At 51.6% G+C, this 17,286-nt stretch carries 24 protein-coding genes; 4 read left to right on the top strand and 20 right to left on the bottom strand.

From position 1 onward, the window contains the following. The first annotated feature begins 151 nt into the window (after nucleotides 1-151). A complete protein-coding gene (locus ACXAE6_RS01365; RefSeq protein WP_475143519.1) occupies nucleotides 152-1,225 on the top strand; it encodes a tRNA-queuosine alpha-mannosyltransferase domain-containing protein in 1,074 nt (357 codons plus the stop codon). Between the two features lie 13 nt (nucleotides 1,226-1,238). On the opposite strand, the gene ACXAE6_RS01360 is transcribed toward ACXAE6_RS01365, so the two are convergent. Further along, complete coding sequence (locus ACXAE6_RS01360) at nucleotides 1,239-1,526, bottom strand: HigA family addiction module antitoxin (RefSeq protein ID WP_475143516.1); 288 nt, start codon at nucleotides 1,524-1,526, stop codon at nucleotides 1,239-1,241. Nucleotides 1,527-1,536: 10 nt separating this feature from the next. Further along, complete coding sequence (locus tag ACXAE6_RS01355; RefSeq protein ID WP_475143513.1) at nucleotides 1,537-1,824, bottom strand: type II toxin-antitoxin system RelE/ParE family toxin; 288 nt, start codon at nucleotides 1,822-1,824, stop codon at nucleotides 1,537-1,539. A 254-nt stretch (nucleotides 1,825-2,078) separates the two neighbouring features. Between ACXAE6_RS01355 and ACXAE6_RS01350 the strand changes: the two genes are divergently transcribed. Continuing rightward, complete coding sequence (locus tag ACXAE6_RS01350; RefSeq protein WP_475143510.1) at nucleotides 2,079-3,359, top strand: MFS transporter; 1,281 nt, start codon at nucleotides 2,079-2,081, stop codon at nucleotides 3,357-3,359. On the opposite strand, the gene ACXAE6_RS01345 is transcribed toward ACXAE6_RS01350, so the two are convergent. The 11 genes from ACXAE6_RS01345 to ACXAE6_RS01295 form a co-directional block, all read right to left on the bottom strand. After that, complete coding sequence (locus ACXAE6_RS01345; RefSeq protein WP_475143507.1) at nucleotides 3,356-4,171, bottom strand: helix-turn-helix domain-containing protein; 816 nt, start codon at nucleotides 4,169-4,171, stop codon at nucleotides 3,356-3,358. The two genes, ACXAE6_RS01350 and ACXAE6_RS01345, sit on opposite strands and share 4 nt — an antisense overlap. A 9-nt stretch (nucleotides 4,172-4,180) precedes the next feature. Next, on the bottom strand, nucleotides 4,181-4,993 hold the full coding sequence (locus tag ACXAE6_RS01340) for an oxidoreductase (protein ID WP_475143504.1): 813 nt from the start codon (nucleotides 4,991-4,993) through the stop codon (nucleotides 4,181-4,183). 156 nt (nucleotides 4,994-5,149) lie between these two features. Next, on the bottom strand, nucleotides 5,150-5,413 hold the full coding sequence (locus ACXAE6_RS01335) for a YHYH domain-containing protein (protein WP_475143501.1): 264 nt from the start codon (nucleotides 5,411-5,413) through the stop codon (nucleotides 5,150-5,152). A 120-nt stretch (nucleotides 5,414-5,533) separates the two neighbouring features. Further along, complete coding sequence (locus ACXAE6_RS01330) at nucleotides 5,534-7,225, bottom strand: serine hydrolase domain-containing protein (RefSeq protein ID WP_475143497.1); 1,692 nt, start codon at nucleotides 7,223-7,225, stop codon at nucleotides 5,534-5,536. A gap of 140 nt (nucleotides 7,226-7,365) precedes the next feature. Beyond that, nucleotides 7,366-8,247, bottom strand: coding sequence for a helix-turn-helix transcriptional regulator (locus tag ACXAE6_RS01325; protein WP_475143494.1), 882 nt, complete (start codon nucleotides 8,245-8,247; stop codon nucleotides 7,366-7,368). 97 nt (nucleotides 8,248-8,344) lie between these two features. Further along, a complete protein-coding gene (locus ACXAE6_RS01320; protein ID WP_475143491.1) occupies nucleotides 8,345-8,641 on the bottom strand; it encodes a DUF4180 domain-containing protein in 297 nt (98 codons plus the stop codon). Nucleotides 8,642-8,726: 85 nt separating this feature from the next. Further along, nucleotides 8,727-9,197 (bottom strand): SRPBCC family protein, encoded by a 471-nt coding sequence (locus ACXAE6_RS01315; RefSeq protein ID WP_475143487.1) that lies wholly within the window; start codon nucleotides 9,195-9,197, stop codon nucleotides 8,727-8,729. Continuing rightward, nucleotides 9,184-9,537 carry an ArsR/SmtB family transcription factor gene (locus tag ACXAE6_RS01310; RefSeq protein WP_475143485.1) on the bottom strand — a complete coding sequence of 118 codons (354 nt, stop codon included), beginning with the start codon at nucleotides 9,535-9,537 and terminating at the stop codon, nucleotides 9,184-9,186. Before ACXAE6_RS01310 ends, ACXAE6_RS01315 begins: the two co-directional genes overlap by 14 nt. An 87-nt stretch (nucleotides 9,538-9,624) precedes the next feature. Then, on the bottom strand, nucleotides 9,625-9,975 hold the full coding sequence (locus ACXAE6_RS01305; protein WP_475143483.1) for a DUF2200 domain-containing protein: 351 nt from the start codon (nucleotides 9,973-9,975) through the stop codon (nucleotides 9,625-9,627). Nucleotides 9,976-10,035: 60 nt separating this feature from the next. Then, nucleotides 10,036-10,641: a trimeric intracellular cation channel family protein gene (locus tag ACXAE6_RS01300; protein ID WP_475143481.1), complete on the bottom strand. Its 606-nt coding sequence runs from the start codon at nucleotides 10,639-10,641 to the stop codon at nucleotides 10,036-10,038. Between the two features lie 6 nt (nucleotides 10,642-10,647). Beyond that, complete coding sequence (locus ACXAE6_RS01295) at nucleotides 10,648-10,938, bottom strand: putative quinol monooxygenase (RefSeq protein WP_475143479.1); 291 nt, start codon at nucleotides 10,936-10,938, stop codon at nucleotides 10,648-10,650. A gap of 170 nt (nucleotides 10,939-11,108) precedes the next feature. On the opposite strand from ACXAE6_RS01295, the gene ACXAE6_RS01290 reads away from it, so the two are divergent. After that, nucleotides 11,109-11,348, top strand: a complete 240-nt coding sequence (locus ACXAE6_RS01290; protein ID WP_475143477.1) for a type II toxin-antitoxin system ParD family antitoxin — start codon at nucleotides 11,109-11,111, stop codon at nucleotides 11,346-11,348. Then, complete coding sequence (locus ACXAE6_RS01285) at nucleotides 11,348-11,641, top strand: type II toxin-antitoxin system RelE/ParE family toxin (protein WP_475143475.1); 294 nt, start codon at nucleotides 11,348-11,350, stop codon at nucleotides 11,639-11,641. The genes ACXAE6_RS01290 and ACXAE6_RS01285 overlap by 1 nt, the downstream gene beginning before the upstream one ends. 80 nt (nucleotides 11,642-11,721) lie before the next feature. Here the strand turns inward: ACXAE6_RS01285 and ACXAE6_RS01280 are convergent, their stop codons facing one another. From ACXAE6_RS01280 to ACXAE6_RS01250, 7 genes are all read right to left on the bottom strand, one after another. After that, complete coding sequence (locus ACXAE6_RS01280; protein ID WP_475143472.1) at nucleotides 11,722-12,024, bottom strand: hypothetical protein; 303 nt, start codon at nucleotides 12,022-12,024, stop codon at nucleotides 11,722-11,724. 170 nt (nucleotides 12,025-12,194) lie between these two features. Next, complete coding sequence (locus ACXAE6_RS01275; RefSeq protein WP_475143468.1) at nucleotides 12,195-13,016, bottom strand: acyl-CoA thioester hydrolase/BAAT C-terminal domain-containing protein; 822 nt, start codon at nucleotides 13,014-13,016, stop codon at nucleotides 12,195-12,197. Nucleotides 13,017-13,289: 273 nt separating this feature from the next. Then, a complete protein-coding gene (locus ACXAE6_RS01270) occupies nucleotides 13,290-13,913 on the bottom strand; it encodes a DUF4272 domain-containing protein (RefSeq protein ID WP_475143464.1) in 624 nt (207 codons plus the stop codon). Nucleotides 13,914-13,966: 53 nt separating this feature from the next. Continuing rightward, complete coding sequence (locus ACXAE6_RS01265) at nucleotides 13,967-14,989, bottom strand: hypothetical protein (protein WP_475143461.1); 1,023 nt, start codon at nucleotides 14,987-14,989, stop codon at nucleotides 13,967-13,969. Continuing rightward, a complete protein-coding gene (locus ACXAE6_RS01260) occupies nucleotides 14,986-15,423 on the bottom strand; it encodes a T6SS immunity protein Tdi1 domain-containing protein (RefSeq protein WP_475143458.1) in 438 nt (145 codons plus the stop codon). Before ACXAE6_RS01260 ends, ACXAE6_RS01265 begins: the two co-directional genes overlap by 4 nt. A gap of 26 nt (nucleotides 15,424-15,449) precedes the next feature. Next, nucleotides 15,450-15,752, bottom strand: coding sequence for a DUF3601 domain-containing protein (locus tag ACXAE6_RS01255; RefSeq protein WP_475143455.1), 303 nt, complete (start codon nucleotides 15,750-15,752; stop codon nucleotides 15,450-15,452). Between the two features lie 212 nt (nucleotides 15,753-15,964). Continuing rightward, entirely contained in the window at nucleotides 15,965-16,744 is a 780-nt protein-coding gene (locus ACXAE6_RS01250) for a hypothetical protein (RefSeq protein WP_475143451.1), read from the bottom strand. Nucleotides 16,745-17,286 lie beyond the last annotated feature (542 nt).

The raw sequence follows: 17,286 nt of genomic DNA, 5'->3' as shown, positions 1-17,286 counted from the left end.
CTGCACTAATCCTGGCCAATCCGCCACTAAAACAACGTCATCCCAGAAGTGTTGCAACTTTAAAAATTGTCATCCCGGAAGTGCCATAGGTGCTATCCGGGATCTCACCCAACCATCAACTAAAACCACCAACCCAAAAGCCCACCGCCTTATGAACATCCTGCTGCTCAGCGCCTATCATTCGGCCAGCCACCGTTACTGGTGTGAAGGCCTGATGGCAGCCTTCCCGGAGCACAACTGGACTCTGCGCAGCCAGCCGGCGCGCCATTTCAGCTGGCGCATTGAAGCCTCCGGCTGGTTGTGGGCGCTCGGCGATGACGCTGCTTTTCAACAATCCTACGACCTCATAATTGCCACCAGCCTAACGCAAGTCGTGACCTTAAAAGCACAATGCCCGGCGCTGCGTGATGTGCCTTTGTGGTTGTATTTTCACGAGAATCAATTTGCCCATCCATTGTCGAATCAGCAACAAGCGGCTCATCAAACCGCCTGGCAATTCAAGAGTCTGGAAAATGCGTTTTGTGCCGACTGGATCAGCTTTAATACGCACTTTAATCGCGATACGTTTTTTGCCGGTGCTGAAACGTTGTTGAAGAAATTCCCTGAAATAATTCCGGGTGATCCGTTAGTAAAGTTGAAGCGGCGTTGTGATGTTTTAGCGGTGCCGCTTAGTGAACGTTTTAGTGCGCTACGCGAACAGGAAAAAGATTCCCGTTTGGTTGTATGGAACCACCGTTGGGAGTGGGATAAACAGCCGCAACGTTTTTTGAATGCGCTGATAAAACTGAAACAGAGCAACGTTGATTTTCGCTTAGCGATGCTCGGCAGTGGCGGCGGCCGCGACGATGCTTTTGCCAAAGAACGACAGCTTTTGCAGGATCGAATTGTGCACTGGGGTGAGGCCAGCGAGTCGGACTACGAATACTGGCTGGGCCGGGCTGGTATTGGCGTCTCGACCGCCCTGCACGATTTTCAGGGGCTGGCGATGCTCGAGCTGGCGCAAGCCGGTGCGACCTGCATTGTGCCCAGGCGTCAGGCTTACCCGGAGTGTTTGCCTGAGGCGGTGTTTTATGAAGGCGATGAACCACATGCAGACGCTGAAACAGCGGAGTTAGCGGCGACACTGGCGTTGCAACTTAAGCAACCAAAGCCGCAACATTATCGGCCCCAGCAATGGTCGGACTTACAGACGCTGTATCGAAAAAAACTGCAATTGGGCGGTTAAACTCAACCGTCTCTCAAGCAGCGGCCAGCGGCTTAACGTTTAAGTCGTTGCGGCGTTGTTCGGCGTGCCAAAGATCATATTGCGCTTGTTGTATCAACCAGCTCTCTGCGGAGGTGTTAAAGGCGATGGATAAGCGTACCGCCATCTCCGGGCTGATACCGGCTCTGCCATTGATCACCGCACTTAAGGTTTTCCGGCTGATGCCCAGCGCCTTGGCCGCCGCTGTTACCGACAGATCTAAGGGTTCTAAGCACAGCTCGCGGATGATTTCTCCGGGGTGCGGTGGGTTATGCATCAACATCCTGGGTACCTCAATGATAGTCTTCGTAGTTCACCACCAGAGCATCGCCCTGGTCGAAACGAAAGGTTAGCCGCCAATTGCCGCTGACCTCGACAGCCCAATCGCCACGTCGTTTTCCGCTCAGTTCATGTAAGCGCAGACCGGGTAAGTCCATGTCCTGGATATGGCTGGCCGCGTGCAGGCGTCCCAGTATTAATCGCAAACGCTTGGCATGGCTGGCTTGAATTCCGGCTGTATTGCCATGCTTGAAGAAGCGCGCCAATCCTTTGTGCTTGAAGCTTCTTATTATGGCTATCAACGTAACCTGTAACGCCTCGGGTTACAATTGGGGTGATGTGAAGAAATGTATCCCGGGTGGCAAACCTCGCTAAAGTGCCAACCTCTGTTGTTGATGTTAGTGGCTACAGTCTGGCCTTACTGCACAACGGCAGAGCATTGAAGATGTCGCAAAACATCATAAAACCGGCGTCGTCATCGCTTTATTGCTGAGTTTTCTGTGCCATGCTGCGTGACAGTTCCCTGTTGCTGCGGAGGTGTGTGGTGATCAGCGTTGTGACTCGTGTTTGGCCATTGTTGCTGGGGATCCTGCTGATCATGCTCGGCAACGGCATGCACTTCACGCTGATTGGTCTGCGCGGTGATATCGAAGGTTTCTCTGCCGTTGAATTGGCGGTGGTGACCTCCTGCTATTACGTGGGCTTTTTATCCGGCGCGCGCTTTACGCCTGTGCTGATTCGGCGGGTCGGCCATGTGCGGGTGTTTGCTGCGCTGGGCAGTTTTATGTCGGCGGGGTTGATTGCCTTTCCTTTGCTGGCCGAGCCGTGGTCCTGGTCGCCGCTGCGAATTATGGTCGGCTTCTGTATGTCGGGCATTTATGTCACCGCTGAGAGCTGGCTGAACGATGCCTCCACTAATGAGACCCGGGGCAAGGTGTTATCGGCCTATATGATCGCCCAGACGCTGGGCATCATTGGCGCTCAGGGTTTGTTGACGCTCGGCGACGCGGCCACCTCGGTGTTGTTTATCGGGGCCTCGATTCTGGTCTCCATTTCCTTTGCACCTATTTTGCTGTCGGCTACCCAGGCGCCATCGATGACGGTGTCGCGACCGATGCGCTTGTGGGATTTGTTGACCAGTTCGCCGTTAAGCACCGTGGGTATCTTTTTATTGGGCGGTGTCTACGCCACCCAGGCGGGTATGGGCGCGGTCTTTGGGACTCAGGTCGGGCTCAGCACGAGTCAGATTGCGCTGTTCGTGGCCAGCCTCTTTGCCGGCTCGGTGGTGCTGCAATATCCCATCGGCTGGTTGTCGGATCGGATTGATCGCCGCAAGGTGATTTTCGGTGCCGCTGCTCTTGGGGCGGTGTCCTGTTTGCTTGGCTGGCTGGCCAGTGGTTATTTCTGGCTGTGGGTGCTGGCGGCGTTCTTTGGCGGCGGTGTTACCACGCCGCTCTATTCACTGTTTTTGGCCTATACCAACGATTCGCTGTCGACCGAAGATATGCCAGGTGCCTCGGGTGGTTTGGTGTTTACCTTTGGTCTGGGCGCGATCGCTGGGCCGCCGTTAACCGGCTCGGCCATGCAATGGATAGGGCCGACCGGTTTTTGGCCGACGCTGGCACTGACCTTCATCCTGATCATGCTTTACGCCCTCTACCACATGACGTTGCGCGAAGTGGTCAGTGTCGATGACAGCGAACATTATCTGGGCGTGGTGCCAACGGCATCGCCAGTGGCGGTGGAGGCAGCTGGTGTCTGGGCGGCGGAACACGCCGAAGCTGAGCGGGAAGCAGAAGCGGATCCTCCTGAAGATGATAGCCAGCGGAAATCTTAGCGATCTTTGTCAGCTACTGATGCGTTGTAGCCAAAGTGGTTACGGAAGGATGCTGAAAAGTGCGAGAGATTTTCGAAACCCAGATTGAGATAGATGTCGGAAGGTTTCTGGTGTTTCTCAGTAATTAAAAAGTGCGCCTTTTCCAAGCGAATTTTTTTTAGCCAACGTTCGGGTGTTTGGCCAAAAGTTTTCTTAAAATCTCTTCGGAACGTCGATAGGCTTCGTCCAGCCAACTTAGCAAAGGTCGACATAGGTAGGTTGTATCTGAAGTTCCTGAGCATGAAATTTTCCAAGTCGATCTTAAATGGTTCATGAAAATCGAACAGGATATTGGCGAATTTTTTATCATGTTCCAGTAGCAACTCAATCGCTTCGATGGTTTTTAGTTTAACCAACGCAGTTGTTAGTTTTTCCGGATAATCAAAATAAGGAACCAGTGATGAGAAAAATCCCGTCAATAACGGGTCGGGGGCCAGTTTAATAAGGCCGTTACCTGTATGGGGAGCCACGACTATATGATCGTGTTCAGTGGCATAGGCTTGCAGTGTTTGCTGGTCCAAAAGCAGACCAATGGATTTAAAAGGTGCGCCATCAGGCCCGGGAATTTTTTCTGCCCGGGCAATCTGATTCTTTTTTAAGAACCCAAGGGCTCCGGGAAAATAATGATGGGTCTCATTGTGGTTGAAAATTTTTCCAGAACCCGAGAGAACGATGTAGAGCGAGTGCTCCTCCCAGAATTGCTGATGACTGAGCTGTTGCTTGCTGGCAACGGATAACAACACATTTTGACGTTGAATATCGAAATCGGTCATCGTTGCTCGTTACTTTAATTGGCTGGTAAGAATTTTATCCATTAGTTTGTCCGATGCCAGATACTTAACCAAAAGGATTGGTCTGGCCAGGTATCCTTTAGCATATCGTGCTTTTGGGTGCGGGGTTTCGATTGCTTTTTTAATCAGTTTAGCAATGGTCTGCGGTGGGGTTGCTTTAGTTTCGCTATTGTCTATGACCCCAGCGAATTTTTCCGCTACTCGGCGGTAAGGCCCCTGACCGGACGTTTTGAGTAGGTTGGCTTTTGCAATGGCGCCCCATTCGGACTGGATGGCGCCAGGCTCGATAACAATAACATCGATGCCAAAAGCCTTTACTTCAAGGCGTAAGCTGTCGCTGAGCCCCTCGATAGCGAACTTGCTGGCGTGATACCAGCCACCCAATGGACCCGCTAATTTACCGCCAACAGAAGACAGGTTGATGATTTTGCCAAAGCTGTTTTTGCGCATAAGGGGCAGCGCCAGCTGAATCAGACGCATGGTGCCAAAGACATTGACCTCCAGTTGATAACGAGCTTCTTCGATTGGAACTTCCTCAATGGCGCCATGACTGCCAAAACCTGCGCTATTGATCAATATATCCAGTCGTCCTTCCCGGTCAGCAATGGTCCGGATGCATTCCTTTATGCTGGCGTCGTCGGTAACATCCAAAGCGACAACGCGGCCACCCAATGATTGGAGGTCATTCATTTTCTCGACTCGTCGGGCGGCACAATAAACTCGGTAGCCGTGCTGGATAAGTAACTGAGCGGTTGCCTTGCCCATGCCGGAGGATGCTCCGGTAACCAAAACCACTTTTTCCATCATTTGCCTCGCTTGGGTTAACTGCAGGCAACAGCATAAGCGCGGTTTAACATTTATGGTTTGGTGACAGCGTCAAAGGTGTTTGCTCAGAAAGTCATGCCGGTTGGATCAATGATGGTTTCCACCTTAGTTTGGGCGCGATCTGTCTAAGCTGGATTACTGTCTGACACAGTGCCCACCATATTGAGCCACCAGATTATTACAGGTGCTCAACGCATAACCGCAGCGTGATTCGCCGTTGATCTGGTGACAATAAAGCACGCTGTTTGCGGGTGGCGTTTTGGGGGTGTGGCAGTGGTAATCGCCGGTGCGGTGGTTGGTGTGGCAACCCTGAGCATTGGTGCCGCCGGAATGACCCAAGGCGAAGCTGGTGATGGCCAGCGCGAAACACAGCGCCATCAATTGCTGAATGTATTTCATCCGCTTGATCTCCTGATCCGGCTGTCTGTGCTGACATAGCCGGATCAGAAGAAAACCCGCCGCCGATGTCAGTACAACATCAGGTTAGCGGCGGGCAGAGTTGGAAACTGAGCGTTTTACTCAGTCGGTTTTGTGTCGGAATGTAATACCGGAATAGCGGAGAATGGGCTCGCCATTTTCCCGATCCAGCTGAATCACGTTGCCGACGTTACGGCCATAACCCTGCACCTGCATCAACTGGTCGTTGATCGGCTTCAGGGTGACCGCCAGACCATCACCGAGCGCGCCCAGGCTGGCATCCAGTCGATAGCTGCGGCGTTCGTCGTCGTAATACAGTTGCACACTCTCAACCAGATCGTCCGACTCATACTGCCCCAGCCAGGCTTGGTATTGCTCGCTGGCATTGTGGGTTTCAAGCGCCGTCGCTGGTCCTAACAGGTAGCCGTTGAGGTAACCGTGAAAAGCAATCGGCAAGAGAGTCTCGGTTGCTGAACCGCTATAGGGACGCAGTTCGATATCCAGATCCGCCGCATACCAACCGCTGTCAATCTGAGTCAGATTAAAGCGACCCATGCCGGGTAATTCCAGTTGGCGCGAAGCGCCGTCGTGGCTAATCGATACCAGTCCAAAACCACCGAGGTTGTAGTCGCCATCGTTCAGGGTGGCGGTGTTGATGGTGGGAGTTTCCGGGTTCTGGGTTGGCGGTAACAGCAGATCAAAAATGTCTGCCGCCAGTTCATCCAGCACAGCGTTATTGCCCAGCGTGTCGTTGGCGGCAATAAAAACCGCGGTGCCGGATTCGGGCAGAATTTTCAACTCGGAATAAAACGGCGGCACGGTGCCACCATGACCGACCTGAGTGCGACCCCGATGATCATTCAGCCAGAAACCCAGGCCGATTTTAAAGTCCGCATTCATCGGCAAGCCGAGGAATTGCTGTTCGAGCATGGCGTCGAGGGTGTCGGTTTTCAGCCAGTCATTGGTTGGATAGCCGTGCTGGGTGCGCACCAGTGCCAGCGCAAACTTGGCCATATCGTTGGCGGACATTAAGAAACTGCCGGCCGGCACGTCTTTGATCAGCAACGGATCGGTCGGCTCGCCCGCCTGGTAACCCAGGGAGGTGTTTTCAGTCACGCCGGGCACACCAAAGACGAGGCTTTCATCCAGTTCCAGCGGTGCAAAAATACGCTGCTCAATATAGTCGGCATAACTTTGTTGGCTCACCGTGGCCACCAGCTCGCCCATCAGACTGAAACAGACATTGCAGTAGGCGAACACTTGCTGATGTTCCCAGACGAGGTAGGTGTCCGACAGCCAGCTTGAGGTTTGCATAAACAATTCAGCGTCAGGTTCGTCCATGATGAACGAACGCAGGTAGGCGCTGGGAATGCCGGAGTGGTGGGTTAACAGATCGCGAACCGTAACCGTTAGCGCATCGCTGTTGAGTGCCTTGGGATTGAACTGCGGCAGATAGGTGCGGATGTCGTCATCAAGTTGTATCTGCCCGTTTTCGACCAACTGCATGACCGCCAGGGCAGTAAACAGCTTGGTGGTCGAGCCGATCTGGAAACGGGTGTCGGCGCTAACAGCGGTATCATTGGCCTTATCGGCAAGACCATAACCGCGCGCACTGAGCGTTTGCCCTTGATAGACAACAGCGGCGGCAAGGCCGGTTATCTGGGTTTCTTCCAGGCGCGCTTCGATCAGCGCTTCCACCGCCCGGGCTTTTTCAGCATCGGGCTGGCAGCCGCTGATCAGACCCGCAGCGACGGCCATCGCCAGGGTAATAATGAGTGTTAACCAGAGTTTCATAGCAATGTCCTTGATCAATGAGTCGAAGCTGAGTCTTGGCTCAGGCGATAACTATTGAAGCTCGGACCTTGTCTAAAAAGCAGGGTGTAAACGGGCGATATAGCGGTGATAAAAGGGTGAGATTCGGGTGAGGCGGCCGCTCAATCGTCGCTGAAGCGGTGTTTGAGTTCCGATTTTCGCTGGGTGCCGGTTTTGCGGTACACGTTCGAGGCGTGGGTTTTCACGGTGTGCGCAGAGATCGACAGTTCATCGGCAATGGTCTTGTAGGGCTTGGCCTGCACCAGCAAACGCAGCACCTGGAACTCGCGTTCGGTGAGGTCGAAGTGCTGTTGGACCGTACTCAGGGCAAGCCGTTCGCCCTGGCTATCGACCCGGTGTTTGTTGGCACCCAAGCCATCAAGCGCTATCCACAGCGCGCAACCCATAACGTAGAGATAAGCCATCGCATCCACCGGATGCACCACCAGCCAGCGCTCGGGCAAGATCAATTGCAAGACAAAGGCGGGTAATAAGAGTGCCAGACCAAACAGCGCCAGACGACGAATGCGCTTTCCCGACGGCTGCTGCGGCGCAAACCGCCAGAACTGCACCAGCAACAGCACACCGGTCAGTACGAAACAGGCGCTGGCCAGGGCCTGCAGCGCCAGACTGTTCAGCGCCCGCGCCACCATACTGAGCACGGCCATCGCCACCAGGCTGAGCCAGATCGCACTGCTCAGCCATACCGCAGGCTGCGCGCCGAGCAGACGCAACAGCTGCTGCGTGCCCAGCAGTAGCCCCATCAGCGTGAGGCTCTGCAAGGCAAAATGCACATAGCTGGCGGCATTGACGGTCAGGTCATCGTCGAGCACGAAGGCATAGAGCCCGAGCAGATAATTGACGACCGCACAGACCAGTACCAGTAACGCCCAGCGCAAGCGCGCATCGGGTGCAACTCGATGCCAATAGGCGTACACCAGCACAATGCCGGCGCCGGCCGAGAAGGCGAAGAACTGCAGCAGGAAATCGAAGGGTACTGGCATGGTTTGGGCTGATTAAAAAGGAGAGGCGCTTTTGTAGCAGGGATTGGCGGCCGGGGCAATTTGACCGGGAAGCCTCAGGGAATTGTTCAGAGGCTCCCTAGCGTTGTGCCGACAACCAGCTTGCGGCGGACTCCTGGTCGGCAAAGAAACGTACCCTGGAATGGCCGCGGTGTTCGTGTACCAGTTCGTTGAAGCGATCGCCGTAAATGGCGGCGTCCTGTACCACGATCGCCAGCGGCAGTTGGTAGTTGACGAACTTCTGCAGCAGATCGCCAGCGATGCCACTGCCGAGGGTGAAAAACGCCGCTGGCAATTCCGTTTCATTGAGCAGCAGGCCATTGTTTTCCATGGCACGTGAAACGATGTCGGATGCATCAAAAGCGGCGTTGTTCATCATCAATCCCGTGAATAATTCCAGCGAAATAAATGGGCTTTTCCACTGAGTAAAACCGAAACCGACTGAGTTCTCAGTGGTCGATTCAAACCAGCCCAGCGGCCACCTTGGCAAGTTGGTCAATGGTGGTTCCCCAGCCTTCCTCGAAGCCCATCTCCTGGTGTTTGCGACTGTCTTCTGCATTCTTGTGCAGCACCTGGGCAGTGTAACGAGTGGCGTTGCCCTCATCTTCCATCCTGATGATGGCGGTCAGCGCCAGCCAGGGATCATGGGGTTTCCAGTTCTCGGTCAGCACGGTGGTGAAGACTAGGCGTGATTGCGGCACGATGTCGAGAAAACAGCCTTCGACATGCGGTTTGAACTCGTTGCCGTCCTCGCTCATCCGGGTTTCGAAACCACCACCCGGCTTCAGGTCCATTTTTACCACCTGGCAAACCAAGGGTTCCGGGATCCACCATTTTTGGAAATGTTCCCGGCTTGCCCAGGCCGACCAGACCAGCGCACGTGGCGCCTGGATCAGACGGGAAATCGACAGTTCGGAACTAAAGTTGGTCATCTGAATGCTCCTTGGCGTGCAACGCTTCAACATAGTCGGCAAGCCGGTCGGTGCGGCTTTCCCACAGGGCTCGCTGCTCCGACAGCCAACGTTCGGCTGCCGCAAGCTGAGTGGGCTCAATCCGGCAGGTTCGGATGCGCCCATTTTTGGTCGAACGGATCAGGCCGGTGTTTTCCAGCACCTTGATATGTTTCATCAGGGTTGGCAGACCAATGGCAAAGGGCTCGGACAGTTCAGACACCGTCGCCGGCCCGCGCATCAGCCGCTGGATAACCGAACGCCGCGTAGGATCGGCCAGGGCATGAAAGGCCCTATCAAGTTGGTGTGTATTGTTTTCCATTTGGCGAACTATAGATAACAGTTTTCCAAATGGCAAACTATTTGTTTGCGGTTGAGAAGCCAGTGAATGGACTGGCTGGGCTGTTAGTTAGTGCCGGAGAATCTTCTCCATCGCCTTGCCCTTGGCAAGTTCGTCGATCAGCTTGTCGAGCCAGCGGATTTTCTGCATCAAAGGATCTTCGACTTCTTCCACCCGAATGCCGCAAACCACACCTTTGATCAAGGCCGTGTTGGGATTCATCGCAGGGGCCTGGGCGAAGAAGGTGTCGAAATCGACTTGTTGCTCGAGCTGCTGCTGCAAGCTGGCCTGGTCATAACCGGTCAGCCAACAAATGATTTCATCGACCTCGGCTTGGGTGCGGCCTTTGCGTTCTGCCTTTTGAACGTAGGCTGGATAGACCTTGGCAAAAGGCATGGTGAAGATTTTATGTCCCGACATCTCAACCTCCTTTTTAACTCAGTGAGCAATATAACTCTGCCTGTTGTGCAATAAATAGATTCAGGGTTTGTACAACACCGGCAGGTGAAGATTCCAGCGCAAGGCCAGTAAGCGCAGCCCGGCAACAACTAAGATGCCGATCCAGAACGCCAGTGTCTGAGCAACACCCAACGCCTGCAACAGCAGATAAAGAGCGATGCCGGCAATGGCTGCTGTGGCGTAGATTTCGCGCCGCAACACCAGCGGCACTTTGGCGGTAATCACATCGCGAATAATGCCGCCGGTAACGCCGGTCATAGTGCCCATCAGAATCACAATCAGCGGATCGTAACCGCCTTGCTGAGCGTACTGGGCACCCGAGAGCGCGAACAGCGCCAGACCGAAAGCATCGGCCACTAAAAACGCCGGGCCGGGAACCTCTTTAAAGCGCAGATAGACCAACGTCAGCACCGCCGCCGAGATAATGACGACCAGATACCAACTGTCGGTGACCCAGAAAATAGGGTGCCGGTTCAGCAGCAGATCGCGCAGCGTACCGCCACCTATGGCAGTGATGGTGGCGATCACGATAACGCCGAGAACATCCAGATCGCGATCCCGTGCGGCCAGTACACCACTGGTGGCAAAAACAGCGACGCCGGCTAAATCCAGGTAGTAGAGAAGCATGGTGATTTAAATTCCCTGACCGCCCACCGGCACCGTTTCTATATGCTGATCGAAGCCGGCAATCAGTGGTCGACCGCGCGCGATTGCGTCCTGAACGGAGGGCAGTGACAACGACGCTTTATGGCTGTCCGGGTTATCCCAGACCTCTGTTACCCAGATTGCATCCGCATCGGTCGGGTCCTGAGCAACCACGTAACTCAAGCAGCCAGGCATACCGGACACGCCGTCAACAAGAATGTCGACCAGAGCGTCGCGTTGCCCGTCCACCGCTCTGATTTTGCCAATCAACCCGTACATGGATGTTCTCCTGTTAGTGGAATATTGCCCGATGCAGTGAAGGCTACTGCATCGGTAGCAACAAGGTTTATTTCTATCTGACGCAGCGACGAGGCGTTATTGCTCAGCCTGCCTTGCCTGACTATGAGCACTTCGGCACAATATACCAATATTTGGTACAGGAGGCTCCCATGGCCAGACATACCAGCATTACACTAGGCCCACATTTTGACGAGTTTATCGTCAGCCAGGTTAAAAATGGTCGCTATGGCTCGGCGAGCGAGGTAGTCCGTGCCGGACTGCGTCTTTTGGAAGAAACGGAAACTAAGCTCGAACGGCTCCGACGCCTATTGGATGAAGGCGAGCAGAGTGGAATAACCGATTATTCCCTTGAAAGTGTTATTGCCGAACTGGACGACGAAGCTCAGTGATGCGTCCGTACCTGCTTACTTTCGCTGCCCGAAAAGACGTTATCGACATTGGCCGTTTCACCGCCGAAAAATGGGGCAAGCGTCAGCGCGATAAATACCTCAAGCAGCTTGATGATGCGTTCAAATTGCTTGGTCGCGAACCGGATATTGGCCGCGATGCGGATGACATAAAACCAGGTTGTAAAAAGTTCAGTCAGGGCAGCCACGTCATTTATTACCGAGCCGGAACGGAATCCAGAGTCATCATAGTCCGAGTTCTTCACAACAGTATGGATGTGGATCAGCATCTCTAACCGGATGGCAACAAGCACAGCGGCATGACGCCAGAAAGGTTCAGCACCCGAGGGTGCGAATGGCTATATCTGATTAATATTTATGTCCATAGCGCCCACCTTACTGTTATTAATCGAAACAGCATTTTTGTTTCGATTTCGTAATATTCATCGTCTGAGGTGCTGGATGAAGAATAGGAAAGCCACCAATTATAAAGTTCTTCAATTTCTTTCTTTGCTAGGCGATGCTTCTCATCAAAATCCCAGTCAATATGACCATCTAAAAGTTTTTCTTTCTCGATGCAGTCCTTCAATAACTGAAAGCACGCGTGCAACATAATCGTGTCTTTATCACGCCAGTTGCTATCGAGGGTATCGATATTAAGTATGTTGCTAGGTTCCATACTCACCTATCATTGTTGGCGTTGAAATTCGGACCAGTTTGAACGCATAGGCGCTGATTTTGCCCACAAACCCGTACATAGATGTGCTGCTATCTGCTGTTAGTCCCTGATCTATATACAGCCGATTACGATAACAGCCAAGTCATTAACACCGCCTTGCCCGCCAAGGATCAATCAGTGGACAACACCGAAAACAGTTCAATCAGCGGTTGTTTGATTTGTTCAACACTGCGCTGATCAAGGCTGTGATCATCCGCCAGTATCAGGTGGTTCACTGGGTAAGCAAAGCCGTGAGTTTCCAAGCGCTCAACCAATTGCCGGGCCATGGCTGTTGATGGCCAGATGTGGTCCTGACTCGCGGATACTAACAACAAAGGCCCGCTGATTCGCTCCACCGGCAGTTGCGCTTGATCGGCAGGTGCGGTGCTCAACGCCTGTTGCGCCCGAAGGAGAATGGGTTGCTCAGAGCGTCTGGCAAAACTCAGGCTGCTTACGGGTTGCGCATCAACCGTCCAGGCCGCTGGGCCGGTCTGGCCATGCCAGGCCACCGATGAAGGAACAATACCCGCAACCGCCCGGATTCGCTGATCATAAGCTGCGGCCAGTAACGCCAATTCGCTACCGCGCGACACGCCCAAAACACCAAAGCCCCCACGCTGATTCACCTCAGGAAGCTGTTCCAGGAAATCCAAAGCCCGACTCACGGTTTCCACCGGAACCTCATCCAAAGTGGCGGGTAAACCCGGAGCCTTGAAGTAAGCCAACGCCAGCACGACAAAACCCTGTTCTGCCAGCATTTCGGGATAGACAGTATTCAACCGCCCACCGGAACCACCCAGTACCACTATCGCTGTCGATGGTTGCTGCCTTGCGGGTTGATACAAAAGACCACTGAGTTGTTCGGTTTGGATGGCCGCGGTCTGATAGTTGAGTGGGGTTTCTTCTGCTTTCGACTGGCCGATACAGATGGCTAGAATGAAAAATCTGAGCAATGTGCAGATTTGGGACCTTGGGTTGTTCATGGCTTGCTAGAAGTTAGTTGTTCTTGTTTGGCTTGTTTCATTCTACTGCGACCAGTTAAGTTCTTTGGTTTTTTTAAAGTTTATCTGGACACCCATCATAGTAGTTATCATTGATAGTCATAAACAATATAAAGATAGGCGATCAAGAGGCTCTAAAGGCTCTATCTCGGGGCGTTTGCGATGAGTGCCTTGTTTGCTTCTTGAAAAGATCTGGGCATGTATCCCTTTGGAATACTGTGTTTCTCAAGTATCCATAGGGACATTGTCCCAATCCTCAGCAACTCCGTATGCCCAGTCAATCGCCTTTCTGCGTTCGGCTATCACGCTTTCGTTTAGTAAGGTTTCTTGACCGCTGAGCCGGCAGTTTTTGACGTACCAGTGCATCCGATAAAGTAGATCGGATTGTTCCTGAATGGCGTCGATGGATCGTCGCTCAGCGTGCTGAATAAAAGGCTCTGGCGATGTTTTAAAGGGTATTTTCTGTGCTAAGTCACTATCGCAGGGTTTGAAGTGATTGAACCCAACAACCCCGATGCACCATGCCAGTGCTTGAGCACCTTCGACTTGCCACGCCATGTTGATTCTTTGTTGTTCAGTTAAGCTCTCTTGACTCAAAAGCTGCTGTTCTTTAGGGCTGACAAAGTCCATCAGATTATAGGCTTGCAGATCATCAAGCAGATCATTGTGCTTTGCTCCAAATCCCATACCGATGACATAAGTCAGTGCACAGAGTCGGCTAGCAATCTGTGTTGCCGTCTTGGGGTTTACGTCATCAAGGCTCTCTATTTTTGGCAGGTGAGAAGGAACCTGGATACCCAATGAAGTGAGGTAGGTTTCCGATTTTATTTTTAGATCATTGGTGTCCATTAAAGTTACTCTACAGCTTTTGGTGGCAGTTTCTGTTTACGGTTGTGTGACTTTCAGAACCACTCCATTTGGCGCAATTTCCGTAAGGCAAACTCGCCTCGCTCAGAGACGGCTGTCGACTTGTCGGCTGCAAATTGACTGGCTAGTGGTATGGCTTTAGCACCGATCTTGGTCAAATTTTTTATCAGCACTTCCGCAGCGACTCTCCTGACGACGGATGAGGTATCTGTTGATGATCGCTCCAGTAACTCCCAATAGTCCGAGCTAACCTGAAGTGTTCGCTCACCAATAGCGGTCACCGGTTCTCTCTTGCCCGAAGTGCGGTCGACCACCTGCCATTCTCTCTTTTCTACCCAGGTGATACGTCCTTCAAGCAAGCTTCGGTAGGCCTTCGCTCTTATCGCCGGTTGTACAGCCTGCTGAGCCATGTCTTCAAGGCTCTGGTCCAGCATTGACGTTCGGCCGAGCTGTGAAAAAAGGCTAGGCATCGGGCCGGCAGCTGTTGTCATCAGCTTCCATATTAGTGCACCGGCCAGAGGTTCTTGACTGACCGTATTGAGCAAAACCTGACGCTCTAACTCTGTAATTCTGCCCCAGGTTCTCCAGTGTGTAAGCACCTGACAGACGGCCCCGGTAACACATTCAATATTGGAGTTTGCAATGATGAGGGGCACTTGCGTTCTGGCAGCGTCCCGAATTTGAGGAACGCCGTCATTGAGCATACGAATGGCGACCGTTAATAAAAAGGTGTTGGGTGCAGGGCCGGTGAGTGAACGCAGTGTATGCTCACGCCGGTAGCCATTGCGGCAGAGTAGCTCCAACCAAGTTGGTCGGTTAGCCGTGTAGCTGGATGTTGTGTCGAGGGTAGGCGGCGGTGTCCAGATGAATTCATTAAATCGGGCCCGAATGCACTGGGTCCAGAAGCTGAAGCTGGCTGAGGGCAGGTTGTTCGTTGCCTCAATAACCGTTTCCTCGGCATTGCTTAACCTACGATTGGTGTTTACAGCAATCGCCAAGTCTTCTACGGCGCTTAATAGGGTTTTTTTCATGGCTTTAAGGTGGCCAGGTTTGGTCAATCATCAACTTTGAGTTGTATCTTTGCACCATCCGGCAGATTTTCTATTTGCTGCGCTATATCACCCGACAGTCCAACAAGCTGGTGGAGTGGCAGTTTTTGGATATTGGATGCGGCATAAGCACCACCCAAAGGTCCTGGTATCACCAGGTAATATTTTTCATCTTCATTTAATGGGCCCAGCTTATGGTGTGCTTGTTCGACCAAAGCCTGCATAAACCAGTCGTGTACGAATTCATGGTCGGTCGTTAGCTTATCCAGTTCTTCCCGGCTATCCGCAATAACGCTGCAGTAGAGGTCCTCCGGGCAAAGCCGCCAATATTTCCCTGCTGTGTCTTTAATGATCAGATTGCCGAACTCGTTTTGACTAACGACCTTATCGGGATCGATACCAATCCAGCCCCAGGCTTCTTTGATGGTTTGTATTAAGCTCATTAGCAATCGACCATAGTTATTTCGCTCTACTGACAGGGTTTCAGGTAATTCTCAAGAAGTTCGATCAGTTTTGCTTGCTCGTTGTCACGCCACTGAAGTCTGACTATTGTCTTGCTTCGGTCTATGGTTACCAATAAGGCAAGGCCATCGTCGTAGGGTAGAAAGTAACTACCGTTAAATTGCCATACTTCATCAATTGGATGAAGCACACCATCATAATCTGTAAAGGACTCAATAACTTGGTATTTCTGACCACACTTTAGGTGACCAAAATCGGCTCCAGACCGCGTTTGGTGGGCCTTGATTTTACTGATAATGGGAAATCTCATTTTATTAAGCCTATAAGTAACTCGCATGGACAGCCAGCATATTAGTTGTCGGTGGCTGTTTGTTGATAGCTATGAAGCATATAAAGATGGACGATCAGAAGCTCTTAAAAGACTCTAGCTCGGGCTTCTTGTTATGGGTGTCTTGTTTGTTGTTATGAAGGCGAAGGCGCAAAGAAAAAGCTGTCGCAGTGACTGCGATTGTTAGGCCTCGGTTAATCTTCATGCCTTACTGAAATTTCTGGCGCGTTAAAGTCTGCGGCTATCAATAAACCTAAACCATATTTTTTTGCTAAATTTAAAAGTATTGGATTGAACATAGGCGATAGCAGGTGGAAGCTGTGTAATTTTCGCTCTACACATTGGTCTGGAATATACGCTAGTCCTTGTCTTTCTATTTCCACAGGATCGATTATCGCGTTTTTGAAGGGTTTCAGAAAGCTAGAGTTTTTTAGTATTTCATAGTTGTTGCTATATGGATTTAGGCATAACTCTAGACATATTTTTCCATTAACAGCATACCCAACAATTGCGGCATCAATAATTTTTCTTCGAAAAAAATCTGAATTCCTGTAAAAATAGCAAGTCCTACAGTCTGAACCATGAATTATTTTCGTACTACCGTAAATTGTATCTTTAAATTGATCAGCCTTTGTTCTTTCATTCGACCCAACTGCAACAAATGAAATTATTTTAAAGGCATGCTCTTTATCAGACGATGATAAGAGTTGCTTTGCAGCAGTTTTTATCACTCCAGAAATGGTTTCACTTCGACCGAGATTTCCTTCCACGATGGACATCTCACCGGAGACTAATGCCCGCTCTTTTTCTTCGGCAACCTTTTGATCATCTTCTTTTAACTTTGCTTCAATAATAGCGACATGACCATCATAGCTAACATAAAAATCGGCTTCTTTTTTATCTGACGTTGGTATAACTTCAACCCTATACCCTAACCCTTCCAAATACTCACGTGCTATATAGTCTGACTTCATATCCTTAAAGCTCATGTTGTTTGTAGATCAAAAAGCCTAACGCCCAGCGCAACGAAGTGAAGCGATTTTTGATGTGTTTGTTAAGTGGTGGCTCATATCCATTTTGTAGAAATTGCCATAGTGACAGGCTGCCGTTTTTATACCAGCACTCTGGCCCATCAGCAGGATTCCAAAGAACGGCTATAATTTCGGTTTGATCCCATCCTAAAAGATTGCCCGCACCATCATCTCCAAACTAGAGAATATTTCCATGCTCGCCAGGACACCAATCTTGTTCTCGCAGCCAACGATTAAGCGTATTTATTCCATCTCTGTCTTTTTGGTCTTCGGATGGAAGAACAAGCCACGAACCTAACCCCGAGTTATAACCCAAGGGTAGATGCTTTTTTATTTCGTTTGGCAGATTTTCTTCCATGCTCGACTCACTTAATAGCTTATTCCGGATATCAGCCTATATAAATACGCCTATCTGGGTTTTACCTTGGATAGGCGTCGTGCTAGCGACGACTTTAGGCTCCGGTCACGCTACCACCCGGCCAGTT

This window comes from Saccharospirillum sp. ABV4_185 (assembly GCF_056159245.1).
Note: the sequence above shows the minus strand (reverse complement) of the source record. Positions and strands in the feature narration are given on the sequence as shown.

Coding starts and splice junctions, on each gene's coding strand:
- ACXAE6_RS01340 (WP_475143504.1), bottom strand. CDS start 4,993: ATGGAAAAAGTGGTTTTGGTTACCGGAGCATCCTCCGGCATGGGCAAG.
- ACXAE6_RS01310 (WP_475143485.1), bottom strand. CDS start 9,537: ATGGAAAACAATACACACCAACTTGATAGGGCCTTTCATGCCCTGGCC.
- ACXAE6_RS01325 (WP_475143494.1), bottom strand. CDS start 8,247: ATGCCAGTACCCTTCGATTTCCTGCTGCAGTTCTTCGCCTTCTCGGCC.
- ACXAE6_RS01345 (WP_475143507.1), bottom strand. CDS start 4,171: ATGACCGATTTCGATATTCAACGTCAAAATGTGTTGTTATCCGTTGCC.
- ACXAE6_RS01285 (WP_475143475.1), top strand. CDS start 11,348: ATGCGTCCGTACCTGCTTACTTTCGCTGCCCGAAAAGACGTTATCGAC.
- ACXAE6_RS01250 (WP_475143451.1), bottom strand. CDS start 16,744: ATGAAGTCAGACTATATAGCACGTGAGTATTTGGAAGGGTTAGGGTAT.
- ACXAE6_RS01320 (WP_475143491.1), bottom strand. CDS start 8,641: ATGAACAACGCCGCTTTTGATGCATCCGACATCGTTTCACGTGCCATG.
- ACXAE6_RS01315 (WP_475143487.1), bottom strand. CDS start 9,197: ATGACCAACTTTAGTTCCGAACTGTCGATTTCCCGTCTGATCCAGGCG.
- ACXAE6_RS01365 (WP_475143519.1), top strand. CDS start 152: ATGAACATCCTGCTGCTCAGCGCCTATCATTCGGCCAGCCACCGTTAC.
- ACXAE6_RS01330 (WP_475143497.1), bottom strand. CDS start 7,225: ATGAAACTCTGGTTAACACTCATTATTACCCTGGCGATGGCCGTCGCT.
- ACXAE6_RS01305 (WP_475143483.1), bottom strand. CDS start 9,975: ATGTCGGGACATAAAATCTTCACCATGCCTTTTGCCAAGGTCTATCCA.
- ACXAE6_RS01295 (WP_475143479.1), bottom strand. CDS start 10,938: ATGTACGGGTTGATTGGCAAAATCAGAGCGGTGGACGGGCAACGCGAC.
- ACXAE6_RS01360 (WP_475143516.1), bottom strand. CDS start 1,526: ATGTTGATGCATAACCCACCGCACCCCGGAGAAATCATCCGCGAGCTG.
- ACXAE6_RS01280 (WP_475143472.1), bottom strand. CDS start 12,024: ATGGAACCTAGCAACATACTTAATATCGATACCCTCGATAGCAACTGG.
- ACXAE6_RS01255 (WP_475143455.1), bottom strand. CDS start 15,752: ATGAGATTTCCCATTATCAGTAAAATCAAGGCCCACCAAACGCGGTCT.
- ACXAE6_RS01290 (WP_475143477.1), top strand. CDS start 11,109: ATGGCCAGACATACCAGCATTACACTAGGCCCACATTTTGACGAGTTT.
- ACXAE6_RS01260 (WP_475143458.1), bottom strand. CDS start 15,423: ATGAGCTTAATACAAACCATCAAAGAAGCCTGGGGCTGGATTGGTATC.
- ACXAE6_RS01300 (WP_475143481.1), bottom strand. CDS start 10,641: ATGCTTCTCTACTACCTGGATTTAGCCGGCGTCGCTGTTTTTGCCACC.
- ACXAE6_RS01335 (WP_475143501.1), bottom strand. CDS start 5,413: ATGAAATACATTCAGCAATTGATGGCGCTGTGTTTCGCGCTGGCCATC.
- ACXAE6_RS01270 (WP_475143464.1), bottom strand. CDS start 13,913: ATGGACACCAATGATCTAAAAATAAAATCGGAAACCTACCTCACTTCA.